27 protein-coding genes are annotated in these 22,772 nt (G+C 31.0%); 15 read left to right on the plus strand and 12 right to left on the minus strand.

Translation table 11 applies throughout. The annotated features are described in order from the left end of the window. Window positions 1-32: 32 nt before the first annotated feature. From G4D72_RS03435 to G4D72_RS03460, 6 genes are all read left to right on the plus strand, one after another. Window positions 33-1,391 carry an MATE family efflux transporter gene (locus G4D72_RS03435; protein ID WP_166076218.1) on the plus strand — a complete coding sequence of 453 codons (1,359 nt, stop codon included), beginning with the start codon at window positions 33-35 and terminating at the stop codon, window positions 1,389-1,391. A gap of 58 nt (window positions 1,392-1,449) precedes the next feature. After that, window positions 1,450-1,680: a hypothetical protein gene (locus G4D72_RS03440; protein WP_166076219.1), complete on the plus strand. Its 231-nt coding sequence runs from the start codon at window positions 1,450-1,452 to the stop codon at window positions 1,678-1,680. A gap of 52 nt (window positions 1,681-1,732) precedes the next feature. Beyond that, complete coding sequence (locus tag G4D72_RS03445) at window positions 1,733-3,217, plus strand: hypothetical protein (protein WP_166076220.1); 1,485 nt, start codon at window positions 1,733-1,735, stop codon at window positions 3,215-3,217. After that, window positions 3,210-3,860, plus strand: coding sequence for an ATP-binding cassette domain-containing protein (locus G4D72_RS03450; RefSeq protein WP_166076221.1), 651 nt, complete (start codon window positions 3,210-3,212; stop codon window positions 3,858-3,860). Before G4D72_RS03445 ends, G4D72_RS03450 begins: the two co-directional genes overlap by 8 nt. After that, on the plus strand, window positions 3,860-5,014 hold the full coding sequence (locus G4D72_RS03455) for an FtsX-like permease family protein (protein WP_166076222.1): 1,155 nt from the start codon (window positions 3,860-3,862) through the stop codon (window positions 5,012-5,014). Before G4D72_RS03450 ends, G4D72_RS03455 begins: the two co-directional genes overlap by 1 nt. Before the next feature lie 187 nt (window positions 5,015-5,201). Then, window positions 5,202-5,756, plus strand: coding sequence for a DUF4494 domain-containing protein (locus G4D72_RS03460; protein ID WP_166076223.1), 555 nt, complete (start codon window positions 5,202-5,204; stop codon window positions 5,754-5,756). A gap of 44 nt (window positions 5,757-5,800) precedes the next feature. On the opposite strand, the gene G4D72_RS03465 is transcribed toward G4D72_RS03460, so the two are convergent. From G4D72_RS03465 to G4D72_RS03495, 7 genes are all read right to left on the minus strand, one after another. Further along, window positions 5,801-6,868 carry a serine hydrolase domain-containing protein gene (locus tag G4D72_RS03465; RefSeq protein WP_166076224.1) on the minus strand — a complete coding sequence of 356 codons (1,068 nt, stop codon included), beginning with the start codon at window positions 6,866-6,868 and terminating at the stop codon, window positions 5,801-5,803. 164 nt (window positions 6,869-7,032) lie between these two features. Beyond that, a complete protein-coding gene (gene mazG, locus G4D72_RS03470) occupies window positions 7,033-7,806 on the minus strand; it encodes a nucleoside triphosphate pyrophosphohydrolase (protein WP_166076225.1) in 774 nt (257 codons plus the stop codon). A gap of 266 nt (window positions 7,807-8,072) precedes the next feature. Beyond that, a complete protein-coding gene (locus G4D72_RS03475; RefSeq protein ID WP_166076226.1) occupies window positions 8,073-8,498 on the minus strand; it encodes a DUF5606 family protein in 426 nt (141 codons plus the stop codon). Between the two features lie 73 nt (window positions 8,499-8,571). Beyond that, on the minus strand, window positions 8,572-9,159 hold the full coding sequence (def, locus tag G4D72_RS03480) for a peptide deformylase (protein ID WP_166076227.1): 588 nt from the start codon (window positions 9,157-9,159) through the stop codon (window positions 8,572-8,574). 58 nt (window positions 9,160-9,217) lie between these two features. Continuing rightward, window positions 9,218-9,874 (minus strand): hypothetical protein, encoded by a 657-nt coding sequence (locus G4D72_RS03485; protein WP_166076228.1) that lies wholly within the window; start codon window positions 9,872-9,874, stop codon window positions 9,218-9,220. Between the two features lie 130 nt (window positions 9,875-10,004). Continuing rightward, on the minus strand, window positions 10,005-11,192 hold the full coding sequence (locus G4D72_RS03490; RefSeq protein ID WP_166076229.1) for a serine hydrolase domain-containing protein: 1,188 nt from the start codon (window positions 11,190-11,192) through the stop codon (window positions 10,005-10,007). Next, window positions 11,192-11,620: a PH domain-containing protein gene (locus G4D72_RS03495; protein WP_166076230.1), complete on the minus strand. Its 429-nt coding sequence runs from the start codon at window positions 11,618-11,620 to the stop codon at window positions 11,192-11,194. Before G4D72_RS03495 ends, G4D72_RS03490 begins: the two co-directional genes overlap by 1 nt. A 66-nt stretch (window positions 11,621-11,686) precedes the next feature. Here G4D72_RS03495 and G4D72_RS03500 point away from each other — a divergent pair, with 66 nt between their 5' ends. The 8 genes from G4D72_RS03500 to G4D72_RS03535 all read left to right on the plus strand — a co-directional run bounded on the left by G4D72_RS03500 (window position 11,687) and on the right by G4D72_RS03535 (window position 18,317). Next, on the plus strand, window positions 11,687-12,526 hold the full coding sequence (locus G4D72_RS03500) for a 1,4-dihydroxy-2-naphthoyl-CoA synthase (protein ID WP_166076231.1): 840 nt from the start codon (window positions 11,687-11,689) through the stop codon (window positions 12,524-12,526). Window position 12,527: 1 nt separating this feature from the next. After that, window positions 12,528-13,139, plus strand: a complete 612-nt coding sequence (locus G4D72_RS03505) for an outer membrane beta-barrel protein (RefSeq protein ID WP_166076232.1) — start codon at window positions 12,528-12,530, stop codon at window positions 13,137-13,139. Window positions 13,140-13,144: 5 nt separating this feature from the next. After that, the gene (locus tag G4D72_RS03510; protein WP_166076233.1) at window positions 13,145-13,531 is read left to right on the plus strand and encodes a hypothetical protein; all 387 of its coding nucleotides are present in this window, start codon (window positions 13,145-13,147) and stop codon (window positions 13,529-13,531) included. Window position 13,532: 1 nt separating this feature from the next. Continuing rightward, complete coding sequence (menA, locus tag G4D72_RS03515) at window positions 13,533-14,438, plus strand: 1,4-dihydroxy-2-naphthoate octaprenyltransferase (protein ID WP_166076234.1); 906 nt, start codon at window positions 13,533-13,535, stop codon at window positions 14,436-14,438. A 25-nt stretch (window positions 14,439-14,463) separates the two neighbouring features. Continuing rightward, window positions 14,464-15,141: a metal-dependent hydrolase gene (locus G4D72_RS03520; RefSeq protein WP_166076235.1), complete on the plus strand. Its 678-nt coding sequence runs from the start codon at window positions 14,464-14,466 to the stop codon at window positions 15,139-15,141. A 215-nt stretch (window positions 15,142-15,356) separates the two neighbouring features. Beyond that, a complete protein-coding gene (locus G4D72_RS03525) occupies window positions 15,357-16,547 on the plus strand; it encodes a tetratricopeptide repeat protein (RefSeq protein WP_166076236.1) in 1,191 nt (396 codons plus the stop codon). Between the two features lie 48 nt (window positions 16,548-16,595). Beyond that, window positions 16,596-17,633 (plus strand): o-succinylbenzoate synthase, encoded by a 1,038-nt coding sequence (locus G4D72_RS03530; protein WP_166076237.1) that lies wholly within the window; start codon window positions 16,596-16,598, stop codon window positions 17,631-17,633. Between the two features lie 156 nt (window positions 17,634-17,789). Further along, window positions 17,790-18,317, plus strand: coding sequence for a CIA30 family protein (locus tag G4D72_RS03535; protein ID WP_235922443.1), 528 nt, complete (start codon window positions 17,790-17,792; stop codon window positions 18,315-18,317). Between the two features lie 63 nt (window positions 18,318-18,380). Here G4D72_RS03535 and G4D72_RS03540 read toward each other — a convergent pair whose 3' ends face one another. Together G4D72_RS03540 and ruvX are read right to left on the minus strand one after the other, a co-directional pair. Then, complete coding sequence (locus G4D72_RS03540; RefSeq protein WP_166076238.1) at window positions 18,381-18,773, minus strand: SRPBCC family protein; 393 nt, start codon at window positions 18,771-18,773, stop codon at window positions 18,381-18,383. Between the two features lie 80 nt (window positions 18,774-18,853). Then, the gene (gene ruvX, locus G4D72_RS03545; protein WP_166076239.1) at window positions 18,854-19,267 is read right to left on the minus strand and encodes a Holliday junction resolvase RuvX; all 414 of its coding nucleotides are present in this window, start codon (window positions 19,265-19,267) and stop codon (window positions 18,854-18,856) included. A gap of 76 nt (window positions 19,268-19,343) precedes the next feature. On the opposite strand from ruvX, the gene G4D72_RS03550 reads away from it, so the two are divergent. Beyond that, window positions 19,344-19,787, plus strand: a complete 444-nt coding sequence (locus tag G4D72_RS03550) for a gliding motility lipoprotein GldH (protein WP_166076240.1) — start codon at window positions 19,344-19,346, stop codon at window positions 19,785-19,787. 108 nt (window positions 19,788-19,895) lie between these two features. Here G4D72_RS03550 and G4D72_RS03555 read toward each other — a convergent pair whose 3' ends face one another. The 3 genes from G4D72_RS03555 to gldI are packed head-to-tail and all read right to left on the minus strand — an operon-like array spanning window position 19,896 to window position 22,768. Further along, window positions 19,896-21,107, minus strand: coding sequence for a peptidylprolyl isomerase (locus tag G4D72_RS03555; protein ID WP_166076241.1), 1,212 nt, complete (start codon window positions 21,105-21,107; stop codon window positions 19,896-19,898). Between the two features lie 24 nt (window positions 21,108-21,131). Next, complete coding sequence (locus G4D72_RS03560) at window positions 21,132-22,208, minus strand: peptidylprolyl isomerase (RefSeq protein ID WP_166076242.1); 1,077 nt, start codon at window positions 22,206-22,208, stop codon at window positions 21,132-21,134. A gap of 11 nt (window positions 22,209-22,219) precedes the next feature. Continuing rightward, a complete protein-coding gene (gldI, locus tag G4D72_RS03565; protein ID WP_166076243.1) occupies window positions 22,220-22,768 on the minus strand; it encodes a gliding motility-associated peptidyl-prolyl isomerase GldI in 549 nt (182 codons plus the stop codon). Between the last annotated feature and the right edge of the window lie 4 nt (window positions 22,769-22,772).

The raw sequence follows: 22,772 nt of genomic DNA on the forward strand, positions 1-22,772 counted from the left end.
AACTTTGCGCCTTTGCGTCTTAGTGACAAAATATGAAAAAATATTTCCAAGAATTCAGATACAACTTCAACTTGGCTTTACCTGTAATTTTGGGTATGGTTGGGCACACTTTAGTTGGAGTAGTAGATAATATTTTCGTTGGCCAATTAGGTTCCACAGAATTAGCGGCAGTTTCTTTAGGAAATAGTTTCATTTTTATTGGAATGTCTATCGGAATTGGTTTTTCAACAGCAATCACACCAATCATTGCAGAATTTGACAGTACAAAAGATAGAGAAGGCGGCCGAAGTGCTTTTCAAAACGGACTAATTTTATGTACTATTTTAGGTTTCGGATTGTTCTTTTTGTTGTTTTGTGCGAAACCCTTATTGTCTTACATGAACCAACCTGCCGATGTTGTGAAATTAGCGAAACCGTTTTTAGATATCGTTGGTTTTTCATTAGTTCCACTTGTTATTTTTCAAGCTTACAAACAATTTGCTGATGGAATGAGTGAAACTAAATATTCTATGTATGCCACAATTTATGGTAATGTTATTAATGTAGTAATTAATGCTTTATTGGTTTTTGGTTTGTTTATGTTTCCTAAAATGGGAATCGTAGGCTCAGCTATCGGAACCTTAGTAGCTCGAATTTTTATGGTCGTGTACATGCATTTTATTTTGTCTAGAAATGAAAAATTTAAATCGTTTTTCAAAGATTTCGGATGGCAGGCTTTTCAAAAAAGTATGTCGGATAAAATAATTAAGTTAGGAATTCCGTCTTCTATGCAAATGTTTTTTGAAGTAGCGTTATTCACTGGAGCCATTTGGCTTTGTGGCATGATAGGCACTACCAGTCAGGCTGCGAATCAAATTGCGTTGAGTTTAGCTTCGCTAACGTTCATGTTTGCTATGGGATTAAGTGTTACGGCGATGATTCGAGTAGCCAATCATAAAGGTTTAAATGAATATAAAAAGTTAAATACTGTTGCACATTCCATTTTCTTAATGGCCATCATTTTAGAAATTGTTTTTGCAATTATTTTTATGTTAGGCTGTCAGTTTTTTCCAGCATTTTTTGTGAATTCAGAAATGACTTTAAATGCTTCAGAGATAAAAGAGGTACTTTCAATTTCTTCAAAATTATTAATCGTAGCTGCTTTTTTCCAAATTTCAGACGGAATTCAAGTCGTCGTTTTAGGCGCTTTACGAGGTTTGCAAGATGTAAAAGTTCCGATGTATTTAACCTTCATAGCCTATTGGGTTATTGGTTTTCCAATTTCCATTTATTTAGGATTGTATACAAACTTAAAAGCAGAAGGCGTTTGGATAGGTTTATTAGCAGGCTTAACAGCAGCAGCTATTATGTTGTATTTACGATTCCGATTTCTATTGAAGCACCATAGATAAAATTTGTATATTTACAAATCAAAATACCATTAACACTAATACATTTACACTATAAAATATGGAATTACCAAAATTTGTAACGGGCGATAACACTGATTTTCCAGATGATATTTTTGTCATCCACTTAGAATATCCTAGATTTTTTATTAATCTGAAAGACGATTCAGTGGAGTTTTTAGAAGATATTGAAGAAGAAGATCAAACTGAACTAGAAGCAGAGATGGAATATTTAATTACGCTAGCAGGTGAGTTTTATGACCGTGAAATGGAACGCTACGAACAGGCTTAATTTGCAGTTATAGAAAAGCTTAAACCCATTTATAAATTATTTTGAAAAACATATGAAATTAAAATCTTTTGCACCTTTTATAGTTGGATTAGCTTTGCTATTAACTTCTTGTACTGGTAATGACAACAAAGAAATTTTAAAATTGACTAATGAAAAAACATTAGGAATTGTAAAAGTTAACCTGGATGACATCATACAAAAATTACCTAAAGAAAAAATTTTAGCCGATACAGTAAATAAATTTTCTAATTCTGATAAAGAATTTAGATTGTTTGTTAGAGCTGATGAATTAGGAATAGATACCGATGAACCTTTTTATATTACAACGGAAGCTGAAAAAGATAAATTTATTACCTCTTATATTTTTTCTTTAGACGATGAACTTTTATTTTTAAGAAAGTTTAAAGAAATTTATGCTACTGATTTAACTATTGATTATGATAAAAATTTAGTTTACGAGAATAAAAAAGCAGTAGGCGCATTTAAAGATGGTATTTTTGTAATGTCAAAAAAATCTATCGATCCTTTAACAAGTAGAGCAAGACAATACGATTATTATTATGATGAATATGAAGAAGAAGACATTTTCGTAAGTGAAGCTTTTTATAAAAATTTCTTTACTAGAAAAGCATTAGAAGATGATGCCATTTTAGAAACTATTGATACCGCTTTAAAAGAAGATACCGACGCAAGTATTTGGGTCAATTTGCATGGAATCATTTCAAATGCATCTAAAGGTTATATTGAAACTTTAGCCATCAATAAATTATTAATTGGCTCTGGTTTCGGATTTAATTTAAATTTTGGTGAAGGAAATATTGCATGTAAAGGCGAATCATTTTTTAATGAAGACATGACCAAGATAGTTGAAAAATACTACGAAGATAAAGATATTAATTATGATATTGTAGATCATGTTGAATTGGATTCTGCTAATCTTTTCAATATAGGATATTTTAGTACAGATTTTGTGAAATATTTTATTAAAGAAGCCGGTTTCGAAGCTACAGCTAACAAATTTTTAGAATCAAAAGATATCACTTTAGAGGATATTTTTAAAACTTTTAACGGACAATATGCATTTGTAAATTATAAAGAAACTTCCCTAAACAAAATCGCATATGATGGAATTTCTTACGATTATAAAGTTCCGAATTCTTTACTTGTGTTAGGCGTTACTAAAGAAAAATCTCAAAAAGTGATGAACTTATTAAATGAGCCGTTTTTAAATTTAGGAGATAACTTTTACATTAACGATAAAGTTATTGCCTTTTCAATGGTGCCCAATAATTTTAATTTGTTTAAAACCAATAAGAAAGCCAAAAACACAAAATTAAATAAGGTTACGGATGTCACAAGCTATTCTTATGGTAATAGTAAAGAATTTAATGCTGCGTTGAAGTCAAACCTTAAAAATAATATTGTAGAAATGATTTCTACTTCAAAAATTGATGACGGAAATGCAGTTTCTGAAGTAAACATAACTTTTGAAAAGAAAGATAAAAACATTCTACACTACATGATGGGATATGAATAGTATAACTTTACATCATGTTATTCCTAAGTTTTTTATTCCAAAAACACTAGACAATAGCCAGTCTATTTGGAAAAAAGTATCCACTTTTAAAAAAGGACATTTTTATATTATTATAGCGCCTTCAGGAAGTGGTAAATCGACTTTAGCCAATGCCGTTTTAGGCAATCATTTTGAGTACGAGGGTTCTATTTTATATGATAATTTGGATTTAAAATCTTTATCGATCGAACAAATTGTCAACTACAGAAAAAATGAGGTTCAACTTCTTTTTCAAGATATTAGATTAATTAACGATTTAACAATTAGAGAAAATATAGCATTACGAGTTTTCAATAAGAAAAATGATTTATTCGAAACAAAACTATTAGCCTATGCACAACATTTAGGGATTAGTCATTTGTTAGAAAAGAAGGCTAAAAATTGTTCTTATGGAGAAAGACAACGTGCTGCCATTGTAAGAAGTTTAATTCATCCTGCCGAATTTTTAATTTATGATGAATGCTTTAGTCATTTAGATGTTGAAAATAAAGAAAAAGCATTTCAACTTATCAATAAAGTGGCAATTGAAGAAGGAAGTGCGGTGCTATTTTTCGAATTAAATGACTTTCCTTTTAGTCATGATTATAACCAATTAAACTTGTAATGAAACATTTTGTTAAATCTGCATTTTTATATGTGGGACTGCTTTTATCCTTCATTTTGGTTTTAAGTTGTATTCAATTATACAGTAATGCCAATGCTTTGTTTGGAAAAAAAAGCACCGATTCTAACTATTGGATTACCCTTTCTAAAACAATCAATCCCACCAATATCGGTAGAAAAGAATTGATCGGTTTTAATCCTGCTGACCTCACCGAATTAAAAAAATGGAAAGAAGTAAAAGACATTTATCCTGTTGTTTCTAACGATTTTAAAGTATCGGCAGATGGAGGAAGTTTTATTCCTTTTTATACAGATATGTATTTAGAAGCTGTTGATAATGAAGCCATCGACATTAAAGATTTGTCAGAGTTTGAAGTGAAAGACACTACCATTCCCATCATCATTTCTAGAGAATATTTGAATTTATATAACTACGGATTTGCCTTAAATCAGGGTTTACCTCAAATTACAGAAGAATTTGCTAAAAAAATTGAAGTGAATATCAATATTACTTTAAAAGATAAAAATTTAAAGTACAAAGGGAGATTAATCGGATTGTCTGATAGAATTCATTCCGTATTGGTGCCAAAAAAGTTTTTAGATTCTTTAAATGCGACGCAGACTTATACGAAAAATCATAAAGATATTAATACCAGAATTTTAGTGAAAGTTAACGATGTGTCTGACCAAGATTTAATTGCTAAAATGACTGAAAAGGGATATGAGTCTAATCAAGAATCCTTACGATCCGCTAAAATTAAAGGAAAATTATTTTTAGTATTGAGAACCATAGCATTAATTGGTGTTTTTATATTTTTGCTTTGTATTTTCATGATTGTTAACGTCATTAAAATGCAATTTTTAGAAAAACATGAAGAGGTTTCTATAAAATATTCTTTGGGTTATTCTCCAAAAAAGATGGTCAATTCTATTAGTAGGTTTTTTAGCATTAACATAGCGTTACTTATTTTTATAAGTTTACTATTGCTAGCTATCGCTCAGTATTATTTTTCAAAATCTGAAATTTCAAATGGTTTATTGCCACAGCACATCGAATACTATTTATGGAGTTTTGTAATTATTATTCCAGTTTTTATTTATTTATTAGTAAGTAAACTAATTTATCATTGGTTGTTAAAATCATGGAAATTTTAGTTCTTAAAATACTATTCTACACTTCACATTTAAAAAAATACCTAAAACCGATATTTGAAAAATTATCGGTTTTTTTCTTTATTCAAAATTAGTATAAATTAGCTTATTGTGAATATCTCTTCAAACAAAACCTGCTTTTTTTTTATTAGAAAATTATCTTTGCCCTCTTAATTTATGAAATAAAAATATGAGTGCAATTTGGTTTGAATGTAAAGTAAAATATAGAAAAACAGACGATAATGGAGTACAGAAAATAGTAACAGAACCGTATCTTATTGATGCCTTATCGTATACTGAAGCTGAAGCACGCTTAACGCAAGAAATGTCGGCTTACATTAGTGAAGAGTTTAAGATTTCGAATATTAAAATGGCAAATTATGCTGAAATTCATCCTTTTGAAAAAGCTGATCGGTGGTTTAAATCAAAAGTTTCGCTTTTAGCTTATGATGAAGAAAGCGGTAAAGAAAAAAAATCGAATATGTATCTTTTGATACAAGCTAATGATGTTAAAGAAGCTTTTGATAATACAGTTACTGTAATGAATGGAACTATGGGTGAGTATACAATACCTATGATATCAGAGTCTCCAATAATCGATGTTTTCCCTTATTTTGACGGAGATGATGACAATTTAGAGCAATTTGAAAAATTTAATTTAGTAAAATTATCTAAGCCTGAGATTTCAGAAGAAATTTTAGATGATATGGAGTTTGATGTAGCACTTCTTGAAGAAAGAGCTTAAAAAATAAAAGCCCAATTTGATATTTCAAATTGGGCTTTTATTTTTTAATTAATCACTGCATTAATTTTTTGCCAAAGTACATTATCAAAATCAGATAAACCAAAACTTGAATCATCAGCCGCTTCACCCATTCTTATAATTACTATTTTTTTACTAGGTACTACATATATTTTTTGGTCGTTTTTTCCTAAAGCGCAATACATGTCAGCAGGTGCACTTGGTATTAACGAACCGTTAAATTGCAATTGTGTTTGTGGTAAATGATAAGATGATTTGCCGTTTAACCACCACAAATAACCATATGCTTGATTAATAGTTTGTGAAGTAGTTGTAGCGTTGTTTAGAAAGGTAGAATTGATTATTTGTGTACCGTCCCAATTGCCATTTGCTAAAGTTAGTAATCCAAAACGAGCCATACTTCTGGTGTTACTCCAATACACATTTAAGCTGCCATCTTGAATCCATGTGCCAGACATCCCTAATTTATCTCTTAATTTGGTGTTGAAATAATTTGTCCAAGTCTGACCAGTAGATTGAGCCACAACATTTTGTAATTTAACAAATACGTTATGATAGGCCCAACGCGTACCTGCGTCTGCTACATATTGTAAATTTGCTGGAGACACGTCGTCTCCTAAGGCATCATTTAATCCAGAATTCATGCACAATAAATTTTTACAGGTAATTAAGTTTTCCTTTGCTAATGGTGCGCTAGTCCAACCTGTCCCTAAATAATCGGATACTTTATTGTTGATATTTAAAAATCCTTCTTGCTCTGCAATTCCAGTTACAGCTGTTGTTAATGTTTTTCCAGCACTAGCCCAATACCATGGAGAGGCGCTTGTATGACCGTTATAATATTGTTCCATCACAATTTTTCCATTGTGTAAAATAATAAAACTTTTAGTGTTTTTGTCACTTAAATAAGTGTTTAATGCCGCTATGTTTGCAGTATTCCATCCTAAACTTTCTGGAGTTTTAGTTTCCCAAGTGTTACCCGTAATTGGCGGAAAATACATCGCTTCTTCGGTCGGTGTTGTTTCAGGTGTGTCGTCACTAGCACAAGAAATAAATAAAGAAACAAAGCAAATTAGTAGGAGTCTGAATTTCATATTTTTGATTTTTTATGGTTGCTAATATCAAGTTAATTTATCAGTTAGACTAATCAAAGTAGAAAAGGTTTAACAACGATTCGATTTTTAATCATTTGTAAAACAAACTAAAAAATTTTAACTATTAATATTATTTCTATAATCTGTGTACTGATAAATTATAATTACATTTTCTTTGCTTCTTCCCAAAACACGTCCATTTCGGCTAAAGTCATTTCAGATAATGATTTTCCTAAATCGGCTGCTTTGCTTTCTAAATACATGAAGCGTTTTATGAATTTTTTATTGGTACGTTCTAACGCGTCTTCTGGATTCACTTTTAAAAATCGGGCATAATTTATCATAGAAAATAATACGTCTCCAAATTCAGCTTCTATTTTGTCTGGGTTGTTTGCGGCGATTTCTATTTGTAGTTCGGCAATTTCTTCTTGTACTTTTTCCCAAACTTGATGCGATTCTTCCCAATCAAATCCCACACCTTTTACTTTATCTTGAATTCTGCTGGCTTTAACTAAAGCAGGTAAGCTTTTTGGAACACCTTCTAAGACAGAAGTTCTGCCTTCTTTTAACTTCAGTTTTTCCCAATTTTGTTTGACTTGTTCTTCGTTTTCCACTACCACATCGCCATAAATATGCGGATGGCGGTCAATTAACTTATCACAAATGCTATTGGCAACATCGGCAATATCAAAAGCTTTTTTTTCAGCACCAATTTTGGCGTAAAAAACAATGTGAAGTAATAAATCTCCTAATTCTTTTTTAATTTCTGGTAAATCGTTGTCTAATATGGCATCACCTAATTCGTAAGTTTCTTCTATGGTTAAATGACGTAAACTTTCTAAGGTTTGTTTTTTATCCCAAGGACATTTTTCACGTAAATCGTCCATGATGTCTAGTAATCTTTCAAAGGCTTGTATTTGTTGCTGGCGTGTGTTCATTTATAAAATTGTTTCAGATTTAAGGTTACTGGTTTCAAGTTTCAGATTTCTTGTTGTTAAAAATACGGATAAAATATGATTTGAAAAAATGCACGTGTAAACTAGCCGTGGTTGTAGCGGCATCCTTTTATTAATTTTTTTCAGAATTTATAAAAGATATAGCGGAAGACACGACTGAATGTGATTTGTAATGGATTTTTCTGCTACAAAAAAAATCCCAAACTAAATTAAGAATGGGATTTTGTATAATTTTTGAACGGAACTAATTACTCGGCTGGAGTTTCTTCTTTTGCTTCAGTATTTAAAGCTTCTACCGAAACATATCCTTTTGGTTGTAAAATGTTGTACCAATTGAATATTTTTTTGATGTCAGAAGTATACACTCTGTCTTCGTCAAATTCAGGTAAAATTTCTCTGAAATAACTTCTTAATTTGTCGTCACTTTCTTTGTGAGAAATTGTTGGTTCACCATTTTCTTTAGCAGCAATAGTTTTGAAGATTTCGATTAATTTTACTTCTTCGTTATAGGTATAAACTGCAATTTCTGATAATAAACTTACATTACTTCTTAAACCAACAGTAATTTTTTTACCGTCTAACAAAGCTTCAGCTACAAAACCAGAACGTGTTTGTACTTTTAATTCGTATAATCCTGGTTTACCAGAAATGGCTAATATTTTTTGAAAACTCATAGTTTTATAATTTTTAAAAGGATGGCAAATATATATTTTAATATTTCAAAAACAAACTTGAAATCCTTAATTTTTACTTAATTTTTAAATTGGCAAATTTCATTCGGTAATCAGGTCTGGCTTTGCCTTCCATGATGTTTTGCAGTTTTTTACCCACTAATTTTTTCTTTAACATTGAAAGGTGATCGGTGAATAAAATGCCTTCAATATGATCGTATTCATGTTGAATAACTCTGGCAATCAGGCCGTTATAAGTTTCTGTTTTTTTAACGAAATTTTCGTCTAAGAATTCAATAGTAATGGTGTCATGTCTGAAAACATCTTCACGAACATCAGGAATACTCAAGCAACCTTCGTTAAATCCCCAAATTTCACCTTCTTCTTTAAGAATTTTCGCGTTGATAAACGTTTGTTTGAAACCTTTTAATTGTTCTGCTTCTTCTTTGGAAACGTCATCACTATCAGCAAATGGAGTTGTGTCAATCACAAATAATCGGATCGGTAAGCCTACCTGAGGTGCTGCTAATCCTACACCATACGCATTGTACATGGTTTCGTACATGTTGTTTAAGGTTTCCGATAAATTTGGATAATCTTGTGGAATGTCTTCGCAAACTTTTCTTAAAACTGCTTCGCCATATCCGTATATTGGTAAAATCATGATTCGAAATTTTTTGCAAAATTAGGAAATTTTCTGCTACGGTTACTATTTTGCTTCTTTAATTTGTAGCAATCACTTCATTATTTAACCATTTTTTAAGTAAAACATCGTTGTGTGTGATGTTGCAAAAATGATACACCTTGCTATTCATGACCTTTGAATCTTCAATTTTTTCTTTGGTTGGTCCGGAATTATTAAAATAATTGGAATGAATAAAGTAAACGTTTTGGCTTTCTTTTAAAATAAAACCGACATGAAAATCTAATCCTATGAAATACAAACCGTCTTTTTTATAAGTTAAAAAATATGTTTTTAGTTCCTCTTTGGTTTTGTTTTGAAGCGTTTCAATCGCTGAGCCACAAGCAATGACTTTAGCTTCATGATAAGGTGCTTTTTGTGCGAGTTTATAGCGATTTACGTTTAGTCCAACATCTCGAAGCGTTGTAGAAACGAAATAACCACAAGCAATACTGCCAGATTTTGGAATTTCAGAGTAACCGTCAAATGACCATTTTGTGCCATACCATTGCGGAATGATATCCGTAACTAAATGGTTAGTGAATTGTTTTCGAATCTGATTTAAGGATTCCGATTTATTTGCAGCATTTTTATAGGATTGCGCTGCTTGTTTTCTATTTGATTGAATAGTGCTTTTTATATACGCGTAATTAATAAGCAAAATTGATACTAAAGAAAGGGCCGATTTTACTAGCATTTTGTTTTTTTAAATGTAACGAAAATAATATGCAATTATTGCGTCATAAAACAGCAAACTTTAGAAAAACCAAAATCGTAATTCTTAAATCGTAATTCTTAAATCGTAATTCTTAAATCGTAAATGCTACTTATTCATTTGCGCCACCCACATCACTAGCATCTAATTTTACGGGATATTTAGCATTAAATAACGCAATAAATTTTTTAGTTTGATAGGTTTTGTGCGTCATTTTATTCGACAAGGCAATAATGGTTAAAGTGTCCGTTTTTTGAGTGATGTATGACGAAGTGTTTCCATGCCACCAACCGTTATGATAGGTTAAAGTTGGGGCTTCTTTCCATTCACGCAAGCGAATTCCTAAACCATAATTTTTTTCACCCTTAGCTTCGTAGCTGTATCCTTTAAAAATTTCTTTTTTAATTTTTTTGCTGAAGAATTTATCTGAATAAGTGGCTAAATCAAATTTCAGTAAATCTCGTGCAGTTGAATATATGTTTTTATCGCCATACACCAAATCTAAATGGTCAAATGCCAATCGTAATTTACTTGCTTTATACGTTTGACTTACCGTATCATGATGTTTTTCGTAATCAAAAACAAAACTATTTTTCATGCCTAATGGTTTGAAAAGTAATTTGTCCATCGCCTTATGATAACGCATTCCGGATACTTTTTCAATAATTAAAGCTAGTAACGAATAATTGGTATTGCAATAAGCGAAACGCGTTCCAGGTTTACTTTCTAAATGAATTTTTCCAGAATTGATTAAATCTAAAATATCTTGGTTAGTAATGCGTTTTTTTTTGTCCCATTTCACATCGCGTTCAATAAAATAGCCATAATGACGCAAGCCACTACGGTGATTTAACAACATTCTTACCGTAATGTCTTCATGGAAAAAGTCTTTTAAATATTTTGAAACTTTATCATCTAGACCAATCTTTCCTTGATCTACCATTCGTAAAATTACAGCTGCAGTTAATACTTTACTAACAGATGCAATATGTAAAGGTTTGTTTTTTCTGTTTTTATCCTCTTTTTCTTTGTAAGCAAACCCTTGATAATCTTCAAACAAAATTTTACCATTTTTAGCCACTAAAAATTGGCCGTAAAATTCATTTTTATTGATTAGTTTGTTGTATTGAAAGGCAATGTCAGCTTGTTTTTTATTACAATAATCGGCACTTAATTCGTTAAACGCTACAAAAAATTCACCTTGATTTTTTTGTGTGCCATTTTTATTTGAAAAATCGTTGGTTTTGTCTTTACAGGCTAAGGTTAAAAAAGTAATTGCTAGTAGTATGCGAATTTTCATTATTTTTTTATTTCAATGTTGGGATTGATTTCTAGTAATTGGGCAATAAATTGGTCTCTGTTTTCTGGTGAGATAAAAATATCATCGTATTTGTGGTACAAAATTTCTATTCCTTTATGATGGAAACCAGGTTTGTATAAGTTGGTTTTTATAATAGAATTGGAATGTTTAAGTACGTTAATTTCTGATATTTTAATCTTTGTTTTATAAAAAAACATTGAAATTATTAAAATATCTTTCTGTATTTCATAGTTAGTAGTAAAGTACAAAAGTGTAAATATTACTAATAAAAGCGCAAAAATTCCTAATGGTGGGAAAATTATTAATTGGCTGTCCTCTTCTGTAAAAATACCAATAAGTAGCACCAAAAGTGCTGGTAGTAAAAGTATTATAATATTGTAAGTGCTAAAAGCGGATTTGAATTTCATAAAAATATGTACAGCTTTTGCAAATTAAAGTATTTTTGAAGTATTTTTGATAAAAAAATATTCAAAATGTCAAATATCAACTGGAAAATCGTAAAAGAATACGAAGATATAACGTATAAAAAATGTGATGGTGTAGCCAGAATTGCTTTTAACAGACCTGATGTACGCAATGCTTTCAGACCAAAAACAACAAAAGAATTAATTGATGCATTTTATGACGCGCAAGAAGATACTTCCATTGGAGTAGTTTTACTATCTGCAGAAGGACCAAGTTCTAAAGATGGCATTTGGAGTTTTTGTAGCGGTGGCGATCAAAAAGCACGCGGACACCAAGGTTATGTGGGTGAAGACGGTTACCACAGATTAAACATTTTAGAAGTTCAACGTATGATTCGTTTCATGCCAAAAGCTGTAATTTGTGTAGTTCCAGGTTGGGCTGTTGGTGGCGGACACAGTTTACACGTAGTTTGCGATTTAACTTTAGCGAGTAAAGAACATGCTATTTTCAAACAAACGGATGCCGATGTAACGAGTTTTGATGGCGGTTATGGTTCCGCTTATTTAGCCAAAATGGTAGGTCAGAAAAAAGCTAGAGAAATTTTCTTTTTAGGAAGAAATTATTCCGCTCAAGACGCTTTTGAAATGGGAATGGTTAATGCTGTAATACCACATGCCGAGTTAGAAGATACGGCTTACGAATGGGCACAAGAAATTTTAGCCAAATCACCAACGTCTATTAAAATGCTAAAATTCGCCATGAATTTAACAGATGACGGAATGGTAGGACAACAAGTTTTTGCAGGTGAAGCCACACGTTTAGCTTACATGACAGATGAAGCAAAAGAGGGTAGAGACGCATTCTTAGAAAAACGTAAACCTAATTTTGAAAAGAAATATTTACCTTAAAATGAAGATTTTAAAAAAGTGTAGTTTCTTATTGTTATTTGGTTTTAGTTTAGCTCAGGCTCAAGAAGAAACAATTGCTACAGAAAAAAAATCATTTTCTGTTGGATTGCATTATACAGGCAATTTTAGAAATGCTAATGTAATTTCTGATTCGTATAATGGAATAGCAGGATTGGATGCAAGATATTTGTTATTTTCTACTGAAGTCATAAATGTTCAAGCAGGCTTATCTGTAGATTATTTAAATGGTAGAGATTTTAGAAAAAAATCTAGTATAGTATACAATGATGCCTGGTTTTTTAATCCAAATTTAGGTATCGAATTTAATGTTGAAAATTCTGGTTTTAAGCCTTTTTTTAATCTGGGATACACATTTCTTAACTATAAATATACGATTTATAAAAGTAATTTTGGTTCTTTTGATCCTCAGGATTATACTTTTAATACTCAGGAATTCAAAGTAAATCAATCCAATCAAACAATTTCACTTCAGCCTGGAGCAAGATTTTATTTTAAAAAGGCTTTTTACATAGAAACCTCGTATAAATATCTTCCAATTGAAAAGAATTTCAATGTTCATTTTTTTAATTTAGGATTAGGAATTAAATTATAATAAATATGGAAAATGTTGCGTTTTTTTCGCTTTTTATTTTTGGAATTTTTCTAATTTACGCTGGACTACAAATGTTTTTTAATCCAGAAAAAGTGAGAAATACAATTGCTAAAGCGGGAAGCACTTATTTTATAAATTATGCCGAATTATCAATTAGGTTAATAATTGGTCTGTGCTTTATTATAGTTTCTAAAGAAAATATGTATCAGTTTTATTTAAGTGTAATAGGTTATTTTTTAATAATTTCGGCAGTATTACTTATGATGTTGCCAATTAAAACCCACAATAAATTTTCAAAGAAAGCAGCAGAAGCCTTGGAGCCAATTTATTTAAAATTATCCGCTCCTTTTTCTGTTTTTTTTGGAGGATTATTGATTTATGTACTTTTATAATATGAACACAAAATCATGGATTCAAGCCGCACGTTTACGAACTTTACCACTTTCCATTTCTGGAATTTTGGTAGGAAGTGCTTATGCTTATTACCAAAATAAATTTGAATGGATTATTTTTGTTTTGGCTTTGTTAACTACTTTGTCTTTTCAAATTTTATCCAATTTTGCAAATGATTATGGTGACGGAATTAAAGGTACAGACGCCAACAGAATTGGTGAAAAACGTTTAGTAGCATCTGGAGAAATTACTTCAGAACAAATGAAAAAAGCAATTATCATCAACGGAATTATTGCTTTTGTGTTAGCAGTGGCTTTGATTTATTTCGCTTTTGGACAAGAAAATTTTGTGTATTCGATTACTTTTTTAGTGTTAGGAATCGCTTCTATTGCTGCAGCCATAAAATATACTGTTGGGAATAACGCTTACGGATATAGCGGTTTTGGAGATGTTTTCGTTTTTATTTTTTTCGGATTAGTTGCTGTTGTTGGAAGTAACTTTTTATATTCAAAAAGTATCGATATTAAATTGTTTTTACCAGCCATTGCAATTGGAATGTTAAGCACAGCAGTTCTAAATTTGAACAACATGCGCGATATCGAAAATGATAGAATTGCAAATAAAAATACTTTGGTTGTTAAGTTTGGGTTGAAATTTGGGTTATGGTATCAAAGAATTTTAATTTTTGTACCAGTTATACTTTACCTACTATTTTTATTTGATTTTAAAAATGGTAATCTTGGGTTTTCTATTTTATTTTTCTATTTAGCTATATCACACAATACAACTATAACTAAAATTGTTGCAATGGCTACTCCAAATGAATTTGATCCGCATCTGAAAAAGGTTGCTTTATCTACTTTTTTGTACGCCATTTTAATATCATTAAAATTAATTTCAGGATAAATTTTAACCACATAAATATTAAATTATGAAAATTACCTTTTACGGACATGCTTGTTTAGGCATTCAAATCAACGACATTCACATTTTAGTAGATCCTTTTATTTCAGGAAATGCAAAAGCGTCACACATTAACATAGATGAAATTGAAGCCGATTATATTTTGTTAACACACGCGCATCAAGATCATATTTTAGATGTAGAAACTATAGCCAAAAGAACAGATGCTGTTATCGTTTCAAATTACGAAATTGCGTCACACTACGGAAACAAAGGTTTTCAATTTCATCCGATGAATCATGGAGGAAGTTGGGATTTCGAATTCGGAAATGTAAAATATGTAAATGCTGTTCATACTTCTTCTTTTCCAGATGGAAGTTATGGCGGACAACCTGGTGGATTCGTAATTGAAGGCGAACATAAAAACATTTATATCGCTGGAGATACCGCTTTATCTATGGATATGAAGTTAATTCCGATGCGAACAAATTTAGATTTAGCGATTTTACCTATAGGAAGTAATTTTACGATGGATGTGGAAGATGCCATTATTGCTTCAGATTTTGTTAATTGTGACAAAGTTTTAGGTTATCATTATGACACTTTCGGTTATATCGAAATCAATCATGAAGATGCGAAACGCAAATTCTTCGAAAAAGGAAAAGATTTAATGTTGTTAGAAATCGGTCAAAGTATCGATTTGTAAAGTTTGGTATAAAAATTGTTAGCTGTTGAAACACACAGGCACATAGATTTTTTGTTGCATTGTTTGAAAAAGAAAACATTAGAAAAGCTTTAAGTTCTTCTAATGTAAACTATTTAAAGCAAAGCGTCTTAATCTTAAACAGAAAAACTTATGTGCCTATGTGTTTCAAAAAAATAAATTCTAAAAATCCGCAACTTCTGCGCACCTATCAGAAAATGAAAAAAATACTCTTATTATTACTTGTCACACAATTTTCTTTCGCACAAAAAGATGGTTTTTGGGATAAAGAACGCGCTTTCACTAAAGAAATTAAACTCGCATCAGGTAATCGTACTTTAGTAAAAATTGATGATTTACCAGAAGGTGCTTCCGAATTTGTATTTCGAATTTCTTTAATTGATGAAAATGGAAAAATTACCACAAGCTTAGCTTCAATCTTAAAAGCGATACCCGATCCGACAGGAATTAGCCAAGGAACAGCCGGAGCAATTACATTAACGAATTCTCTTTCTGGAGACGATACTTGTGTTTATGGAATTTATACTTCTGAAAAAGCTGGAAATCAGTTTTTAAAAGATGGAAAATTAGAAAATGCTTGTTATTTTGTTAAAGAAGCAGTGAACAAAGACAGTAAAGTTATTTCAATAAAAAACACTAAATGCTTTGATAATGCACCAAATGTTTGGTTTGCTTTCGAAAATAAAAATTGGGTAATGAGTACCAAAATTGTGTTAGAAGTAGTTTCATGGGTCGACTATAATGCCAGTAGAGGTTGGAATGCGGCTACAAAAAAAGAACTTTTAGCAGAAGCAGAGAAATTAGCTACTGTTAAAATGGTGTCCAATAAAAGTAATTATCTAGCTACTTTTTTAAAAGTATTTGCTGCTAAATACAAATACAGCGAATACAAACAATTGTTGGCGATTGAAAAAACAAATATTATGCAAAGCCTTGCAATAGAAAGTTTAACACAATCAGGAGAATTACAAAATTATTTAGATAAAATTAGAACCACTTCTTTTGATTTATTTAAAAAAGGGAAATCGGATGAAGCTATAGCTATCATTCAAAAGGAAATTATTGAAAAAAAATATGCTAAGGATAACGATTATAGTGCTTTAGGCGATATATATCTATACCATAAACAATTTGTTAAAGCAGAAGAACAATACAAAAAAGCAATTGATAAAAATTCTTCGGAATTATTATATCAATTGAAACTAGCACACGTTTATCTGTTTTCAGGTAAAATTGCTGAAGCCAAAGCCATTCATAAATTGTACAAAGACAATAATGTTTCATCAAGTAAAAGTTGGCTTGCACAAACCAAATTCGATTTTGAGGATTTCGAAAAAAGAGGTTTTCCAACGGATAATTTTAAAAAGATTTTAAGAATTTTAGAATAAAATTTAATAATTGGCACCTTGAAAATTGACTTATTGTCTCATTAACTTATGAAAGCAACTTACCAAAAATACATCCTTAACTTTAAACGCCCAAGTGGTACATCTCGTGGGATACTAACAGAAAAAGAAACTTGGTTTTTGCTATTAGAAGATAAGGGAAAAATCGGAGTAGGAGAGTGCGGTTTGTTGCGTGGTTTGTCTATTGATGATAGACCAGATTATGAAGCAAAACTGCAATGGGTTTGTGAACATATTCATTTAGGAAAAGACCAACTTTGGAATGAATTAATTGAATTTCCATCCCTACAATTTGGAGTTGAAATGGCGTTTTTGTCGTTGCAAGCGGAATCGACTTTCGAATTATTTCCTTCTGATTTTACTAAAGGAAATGAAGCAATTGTGATAAACGGTTTGGTTTGGATGGGCAACGAAGCCTATATGAAACAACAAATTGAAGAGAAATTAGCCGAAGGTTTTACTTGCATAAAACTAAAAATAGGCGCTATCGATTTTCAACAAGAATTAGCTTTGTTAGCTTTTATCAGAAATCATTTTGATGCTGATACGATTGAAATTCGTGTAGATGCAAATGGTGCTTTTTCTCCAGATGAAGCTTTGGAAAAACTCCAATTACTTTCACAATATCATTTACATAGTATCGAACAACCTATTAAAGCGGGTCAGTTTGATGCCATGCAACAACTTTGTCAACAAACACCTTTCCCAATTGCGTTAGACGAGGAATTAATCGGTGTTTTTGCTTATGAAGATAAAGTCAAACTTTTAGCAACCCTACAACCACAATATATTATTTTGAAACCTAGTTTTATTGGTGGAATAAAAGGTAGCTTGGAATGGATAGAAATAGCTGAAAAACTTAACATTGGTTGGTGGATTACTTCTGCTTTAGAAAGCAATGTAGGTTTAAATGCTATCGCACAATTTACTTATACTTTAAATAGTAAAATGCCACAAGGTTTAGGAACTGGTGGTTTGTATACCAATAATTTTGAGTGTCCGTTAGAAATTGTAAAAGGAAAGTTGATTTATAATTCAGACTTAAATTGGAATTTTAACTTATACTAAAACGATTTTGTTTTCGGAACAACAATAAAAAAATAGCTTATTAATTTATTCTATCTCTAATTCATTTTTGCTTAAACAGATATTAAAGTATTTGTAATTTAAATGATTCTGGGTAGTTTATGATTAGTTTTGTGTTTCATATTAACTGTTTTGATTATGAAATTTTTATTTTTAATAGTTCTCTTTTTTTCTATGAATACTCAATTGGTTTTCGATTTTACTAAAAATGCTTCTATCTCAGATTGGGTGATTGTTGACGATGTAGTTATGGGCGGACGATCTGAAGGTAAATTTACTTTAGATGAAGCGGGAAACGGAGTGTTTTCTGGCGCCGTTTCTACTGAAAATTATGGAGGTTTTTCTTCGGTGAGGTATCAATTTGATAAAATACCAACTGACTCAGATAGTAAGCTTGTAGTGCGTTTGAAAGGAGATGGCAAAGCCTACCAACTGCGAATTAAAGATAAAATAGCTACTTATTATTCTTATATCACCACGTTTCAAACCAATGGAGAATGGCAAACCATTACCGTAAACATGAAGGATATGTATCCCTCATTTAGGGGTCGCGATTTAAATTTGCCTAATTACAATAGTCCTGCTTTTGAAGAATTGGTTTTTTTAATCGGTAATAAAAAAAATGAAGCTTTTCAATTGAAAATTGACAAGATAGAAATACAATAGAAAAAAAGCGGCCAATAAATAGCCGCTTTTTTAAATGATAAATTCGTAAATCTTAAATAAAAATTACAATTTATTCATATTTCCTGCTAATGTTTCAATAAACTTAGTAATTGGTCCTTTAACCATCATTGCCATCATGGCATTAAATTCACCTTCGAAAAATAATTGAACATCAGTTGAACTTTCAGAAATAGCAGTAATGTTTGCTGTTAATGTAAATGGTAATTTACTTGATGCAGCACCTAAAATAACTTTTGAATTTGGAGTTGCTTCTTTTTTAACCAATTTAATTTCTGGCATACCTTTTAAACCAAATTCGAAACAATTTTCATCAATTACTTCAAACTTGGCGATGTTTTCGGGCATTAATTTTTCAAAATTTTTAATATCTGTTAATGCATTAAAAATATATTCAGCAGATTGTGCTACGTTTGTTTTTGGACTTTCTAAATTCATTTTGTTATTTTTTTGTTTTAGGTTTCAAGCTTCAAGTTTCGTATTTCTAAACTCGTAAATCTTAAATTCAAATTTACTATTTATTTCTTGTAATTCAAATAATCTTGTAGGAGAATTGTAGCGGCAATTTCGTCAATTAAGCCTTTATTTTGGCGTTGTTTTTTCTTTAATCCGCTATCAATCATCGTTTGAAAAGCCATTTTTGAGGTAAAACGTTCATCAACTCGTTCCAGTTTCATCGATGGAAATTCGGTTTGGAATTGAATGATAAATTTTTCAATAATCTCAGTGCTTTCACTTGGTAAACCATTCATTTGTTTGGGTTCGCCGATAATTACTGTGGCTACATTTTCTTTAGTAAAGTAGGTTTTTAAAAACGAAATCAATTCCACAGATGGAATAGTTGTTAAGCCGCTTGCAATAATTTGAAAATCGTCTGTAACTGCTAATCCAGTTCGTTTTAATCCGTAATCTATAGATAAAATTCTAGCCATTTTTTTAAATTATATGCAAAAGTAAGCAATTACAATGCCTTTTTCTTATTTTAGTAGAAACTTTAAGCTATATTATATGAAAAAAATAATTTTCGTCTTGTTTATGCTATTTGTTTCACTTTCTTGCGACAGAACACAAGTGTATCGTGAATTTGAAAACAATATTGAAGCACAACGTTGGAAGGAAAAAGATGTAAAAACACATACCTTTGAAATTTTAGAAGACGGAAAAAACTACTCCGTTTTCATTGAAATTAGTCATGTGTTTGGTTCAGAAATGAATGAATTTCCTATAAGTTTTGAAGTGACAAAGCCTGACGGTTCTATTGAAAAAGGTGAAGTTGTAGTTGATTTTAAAAATGGGGAATGCTTAGGAGATATTTGTGACGTTAAGTTTTTAATGAAAGAAAAAATCGCGCTCAAAAAAGGGAAATATACAGTTCAATTTTCTCCAAAATCGAAATACGGATTTGTACCTAACATTATTGGTGTAGGTTTAAGTGTTGTTATTAAAGAATAAAAAAACTGTCTAAATACTTTTGTCGTCCTGAATTTATTCCAGAGTCTGAAACGAGTTCAGATTGACAAAGTAAAGTTTTAGACAGCTTTTGTTTTAAAATGATATTACTTATTTTGTAGTTGGCAAACTTTCTAAAATTTCAACTTCAAAAATAATGTTGCTATTTGGCGGAATTACGTTTCCAGCGCCTTTGGCACCATATCCTAAATTAGCAGGAATAAAGAAAATAGCTTTATCATTAAAATTCATATTGTTTATACCTTCTAAAAACCCTGGTATTAATCCACCTTTGTTTCCATACTTAAACGGGAAAGGTTGGTAACCGTTCTGATTGGCTCTATTTTGGTCAAATTTTCCGTACAATTTATTAATACTTTCGTAGCTACTGTCAAACAATGTTCCATCTTCTAAATAGCCTGCATAATGTACATAAATGTCTTTACCTTCTGTAGGTTTTACTCCAGAACCTTTTTTCAATATACTGTACTGTAATCCGCTAGGCGTTGTAATAGTTTTTGCTTTTAGCATTTTAAATTCAGCTACTTTTGCCGCTAAAATAGTTCCTAGTTTTGCTTTTAATTCAGCATCAGCAATAGCTTTTGCTTCCGCTTCTTTTTGTCTTCTTTCTGCTTCTAATTTTGCTGCGGCTTCTGCTTTAATCTTAGCTTCTTCTGCCGCTTTTTTATCAAGCTCAGGTTTAATTTTCATATAGTCAGCAAATACTTTAACCGCATCAAATTTCTTTGCCAATTTACCTTTTCTTATTATTACGACTTTTTCAATTACATCATCTTGCGCAATTGCATCTACAACAGCTTGTCCTTCAATTACATGCCCAAAAATACTGTGTTTGTCATTTAACCAAGGTGTTTCTTTGTGAGTAATAAAAAATTGTGAACCGTTAGTAGCTGGTCCTGAATTTGCCATAGATAAAATCCCAGCTTTATCATGTCTTAAACTCGCATCAAATTCATCTTGAAATTTATAACCAGGATCACTAGACCCATTTCCTAATTGGCATCCACCTTGTATCATAAAATTTGCAATAACTCTATGAAATTTTAATCCGTTATAGTAAGGTTTTCCTTTTCTGTCGTTGGTTACGAAAGTATTCGTACCTTCTGCTAAAGTAATGAAGTTAGCAACCGTGATGGGTGTTTTTACATATTCTAATTGCAATGCAATTTTACCTTTACTCGTATAGATTTCTGCAATGATTTCATTAACAGGAACCTTTTTTGACTTATCTTTTGCTTTTTTGGTTTGCGCTACCGAAACAGTTAACGTTAAGGCGCAAAGTAGTAGTACTAATTTTTTCATTTTAAATTTATTTTATTTTGATCTTTATTTTTTTTCTAATATTTCAACTTCAAAGATAATTGTGGCATTCGGCGGAATTGGTCCTGCTCCTTGAGCTCCATATCCTAGATGACTTGGAAGAATTAAGACGATTTTATCTCCGAAATTTATTTTTTCTAAACCTTCAATAAATCCTTGAATTAATCCTGTTTTTGCACCATAACTAAAAGGGAATGGTGCATAACCATCTGCATCTTTTCGAGCTTTATCTAATACTCCGTTTTCTTCTGCTACATCAGCATAGCTGGTGTCAAACAATGTTCCATCTTCTTGAAATCCTGCATAATTTACAAAAACATTCTGACCATTATTTGGTTTTTTTCCTGAACCTTTTTGAACTATTTTGTAAATTAATCCAGATTTTGTTTTTGTTCCTGTCGCTTTTATATCATTAAAAAAAGATACTTTTTTGGCTTTAACGGATTCTAATTGTTTTTGTAGTTCGGCCTGTTTCTCAAAATATTCTTTAAATACTTTTACCGCGTCAAACTTTTTGGCAGCTTGTCCAATTCTTAGGATTTTAATGGTATTGATTGGATCGCCAACTGAAATTGTATTAACGATATCTAATCCTTCTACGACTTCTCCAAAAACAGTATGTTTTCCATCTAGAAAAGGTGTAGCTTGCGTAGTAATGAAAAATTGTGAACCATTTGTGTTTGGTCCAGAATTAGCCATAGATAAAATTCCTGCTTTTCCATGATTTAATTCTGGATGGAATTCATCTTTAAATTTATAACCTGGTCCACCTTGTCCTGTTGCAGTTGGATCTCCTCCCTGACACATTGGTGGATTAGATTCCACTCGGTGAAAAGTTAAGCCGTCATAAAAATGAATACCTTTGAAATTTGGACTTACATAGTTGTTTTTACCTTCTGCAAGTGTTACGAAATTGGCAACAGTAAAAGGTGTTTTTTCAAATTCTAACTTTATGGTTATATCTCCTTTTGAAGTTTCCACAAAAGCATATAAACCTTCTGAAAGTTCGTTTTTTGTCCCTTCATTTTTGCAGGAAAACAAAAGTGTAGTTATGGAAAGTAATGTGATTAATACTCTTTTCATTTTAAATGTTGTTATTCAGTAGTTTCAGATTTAATTTCTTTTAAAGTGACGATACAAATTATCGGTTGATTTGTACCAATTTTATTATCGTCTCCATGATATCCGTATGCCGATTGTGAAGGGAAAATAAATTTAACTTTATCACCTTGATGCATCAATTTTATGCCGTTTCGTAGACCATTCATGATGTTTTGTTTGTCTACATAATAGGTTTGTCTTTTTAATTCTTCTAAAGTATATATAGAATTACCATACAAATCTGTTACTTCATAATCGAAAGTTACCACGTCACCTTTTTTAGGAAATACATTTTCGGTACTTTTTGTTTGATACGCATACCAAAATCCTTTTTCAGAGATGTTATAAATATGAGAAGTATCTTTCTGAATAATTTTTGTGATGGCTACTTTTTCTTCAGCATTCAATTTTTTATTTCTATCAATCGATTCTTTCATAAAAGAACCGGACGAATGCGAAATGGGTTTACGAGCTTGTTTTTCTGAACAAGAAGTTAGAAAAGTGGCTATCGCAATAAGAACTAAGTGTTTGAAAATTTTCATACGA

Source organism: Flavobacterium difficile (assembly GCF_011392115.1).
Taxonomy (GTDB): Bacteria; Bacteroidota; Bacteroidia; order Flavobacteriales; family Flavobacteriaceae; genus Flavobacterium; species Flavobacterium difficile.

Excerpts from the sequence above, each read along its gene's own strand:
- G4D72_RS03435 (WP_166076218.1), top strand. The coding sequence starts at position 33 with ATGAAAAAATATTTCCAAGAATTCAGATACAACTTCAACTTGGCTTTA.
- G4D72_RS03440 (WP_166076219.1), top strand. The coding sequence starts at position 1,450 with ATGGAATTACCAAAATTTGTAACGGGCGATAACACTGATTTTCCAGAT.
- G4D72_RS03445 (WP_166076220.1), top strand. The coding sequence starts at position 1,733 with ATGAAATTAAAATCTTTTGCACCTTTTATAGTTGGATTAGCTTTGCTA.
- G4D72_RS03450 (WP_166076221.1), top strand. The coding sequence starts at position 3,210 with ATGAATAGTATAACTTTACATCATGTTATTCCTAAGTTTTTTATTCCA.
- G4D72_RS03455 (WP_166076222.1), top strand. The coding sequence starts at position 3,860 with ATGAAACATTTTGTTAAATCTGCATTTTTATATGTGGGACTGCTTTTA.
- G4D72_RS03460 (WP_166076223.1), top strand. The coding sequence starts at position 5,202 with ATGAGTGCAATTTGGTTTGAATGTAAAGTAAAATATAGAAAAACAGAC.
- G4D72_RS03465 (WP_166076224.1), bottom strand. The coding sequence starts at position 6,868 with ATGAAATTCAGACTCCTACTAATTTGCTTTGTTTCTTTATTTATTTCT.
- mazG (WP_166076225.1), bottom strand. The coding sequence starts at position 7,806 with ATGAACACACGCCAGCAACAAATACAAGCCTTTGAAAGATTACTAGAC.
- G4D72_RS03475 (WP_166076226.1), bottom strand. The coding sequence starts at position 8,498 with ATGAGTTTTCAAAAAATATTAGCCATTTCTGGTAAACCAGGATTATAC.
- def (WP_166076227.1), bottom strand. The coding sequence starts at position 9,159 with ATGATTTTACCAATATACGGATATGGCGAAGCAGTTTTAAGAAAAGTT.
- G4D72_RS03485 (WP_166076228.1), bottom strand. The coding sequence starts at position 9,874 with ATGCTAGTAAAATCGGCCCTTTCTTTAGTATCAATTTTGCTTATTAAT.
- G4D72_RS03490 (WP_166076229.1), bottom strand. The coding sequence starts at position 11,192 with ATGAAAATTCGCATACTACTAGCAATTACTTTTTTAACCTTAGCCTGT.
- G4D72_RS03495 (WP_166076230.1), bottom strand. The coding sequence starts at position 11,620 with ATGAAATTCAAATCCGCTTTTAGCACTTACAATATTATAATACTTTTA.
- G4D72_RS03500 (WP_166076231.1), top strand. The coding sequence starts at position 11,687 with ATGTCAAATATCAACTGGAAAATCGTAAAAGAATACGAAGATATAACG.
- G4D72_RS03505 (WP_166076232.1), top strand. The coding sequence starts at position 12,528 with ATGAAGATTTTAAAAAAGTGTAGTTTCTTATTGTTATTTGGTTTTAGT.
- G4D72_RS03510 (WP_166076233.1), top strand. The coding sequence starts at position 13,145 with ATGGAAAATGTTGCGTTTTTTTCGCTTTTTATTTTTGGAATTTTTCTA.
- menA (WP_166076234.1), top strand. The coding sequence starts at position 13,533 with ATGAACACAAAATCATGGATTCAAGCCGCACGTTTACGAACTTTACCA.
- G4D72_RS03520 (WP_166076235.1), top strand. The coding sequence starts at position 14,464 with ATGAAAATTACCTTTTACGGACATGCTTGTTTAGGCATTCAAATCAAC.
- G4D72_RS03525 (WP_166076236.1), top strand. The coding sequence starts at position 15,357 with ATGAAAAAAATACTCTTATTATTACTTGTCACACAATTTTCTTTCGCA.
- G4D72_RS03530 (WP_166076237.1), top strand. The coding sequence starts at position 16,596 with ATGAAAGCAACTTACCAAAAATACATCCTTAACTTTAAACGCCCAAGT.
- G4D72_RS03535 (WP_235922443.1), top strand. The coding sequence starts at position 17,790 with ATGAAATTTTTATTTTTAATAGTTCTCTTTTTTTCTATGAATACTCAA.
- G4D72_RS03540 (WP_166076238.1), bottom strand. The coding sequence starts at position 18,773 with ATGAATTTAGAAAGTCCAAAAACAAACGTAGCACAATCTGCTGAATAT.
- ruvX (WP_166076239.1), bottom strand. The coding sequence starts at position 19,267 with ATGGCTAGAATTTTATCTATAGATTACGGATTAAAACGAACTGGATTA.
- G4D72_RS03550 (WP_166076240.1), top strand. The coding sequence starts at position 19,344 with ATGAAAAAAATAATTTTCGTCTTGTTTATGCTATTTGTTTCACTTTCT.
- G4D72_RS03555 (WP_166076241.1), bottom strand. The coding sequence starts at position 21,107 with ATGAAAAAATTAGTACTACTACTTTGCGCCTTAACGTTAACTGTTTCG.
- G4D72_RS03560 (WP_166076242.1), bottom strand. The coding sequence starts at position 22,208 with ATGAAAAGAGTATTAATCACATTACTTTCCATAACTACACTTTTGTTT.
- gldI (WP_166076243.1), bottom strand. The coding sequence starts at position 22,768 with ATGAAAATTTTCAAACACTTAGTTCTTATTGCGATAGCCACTTTTCTA.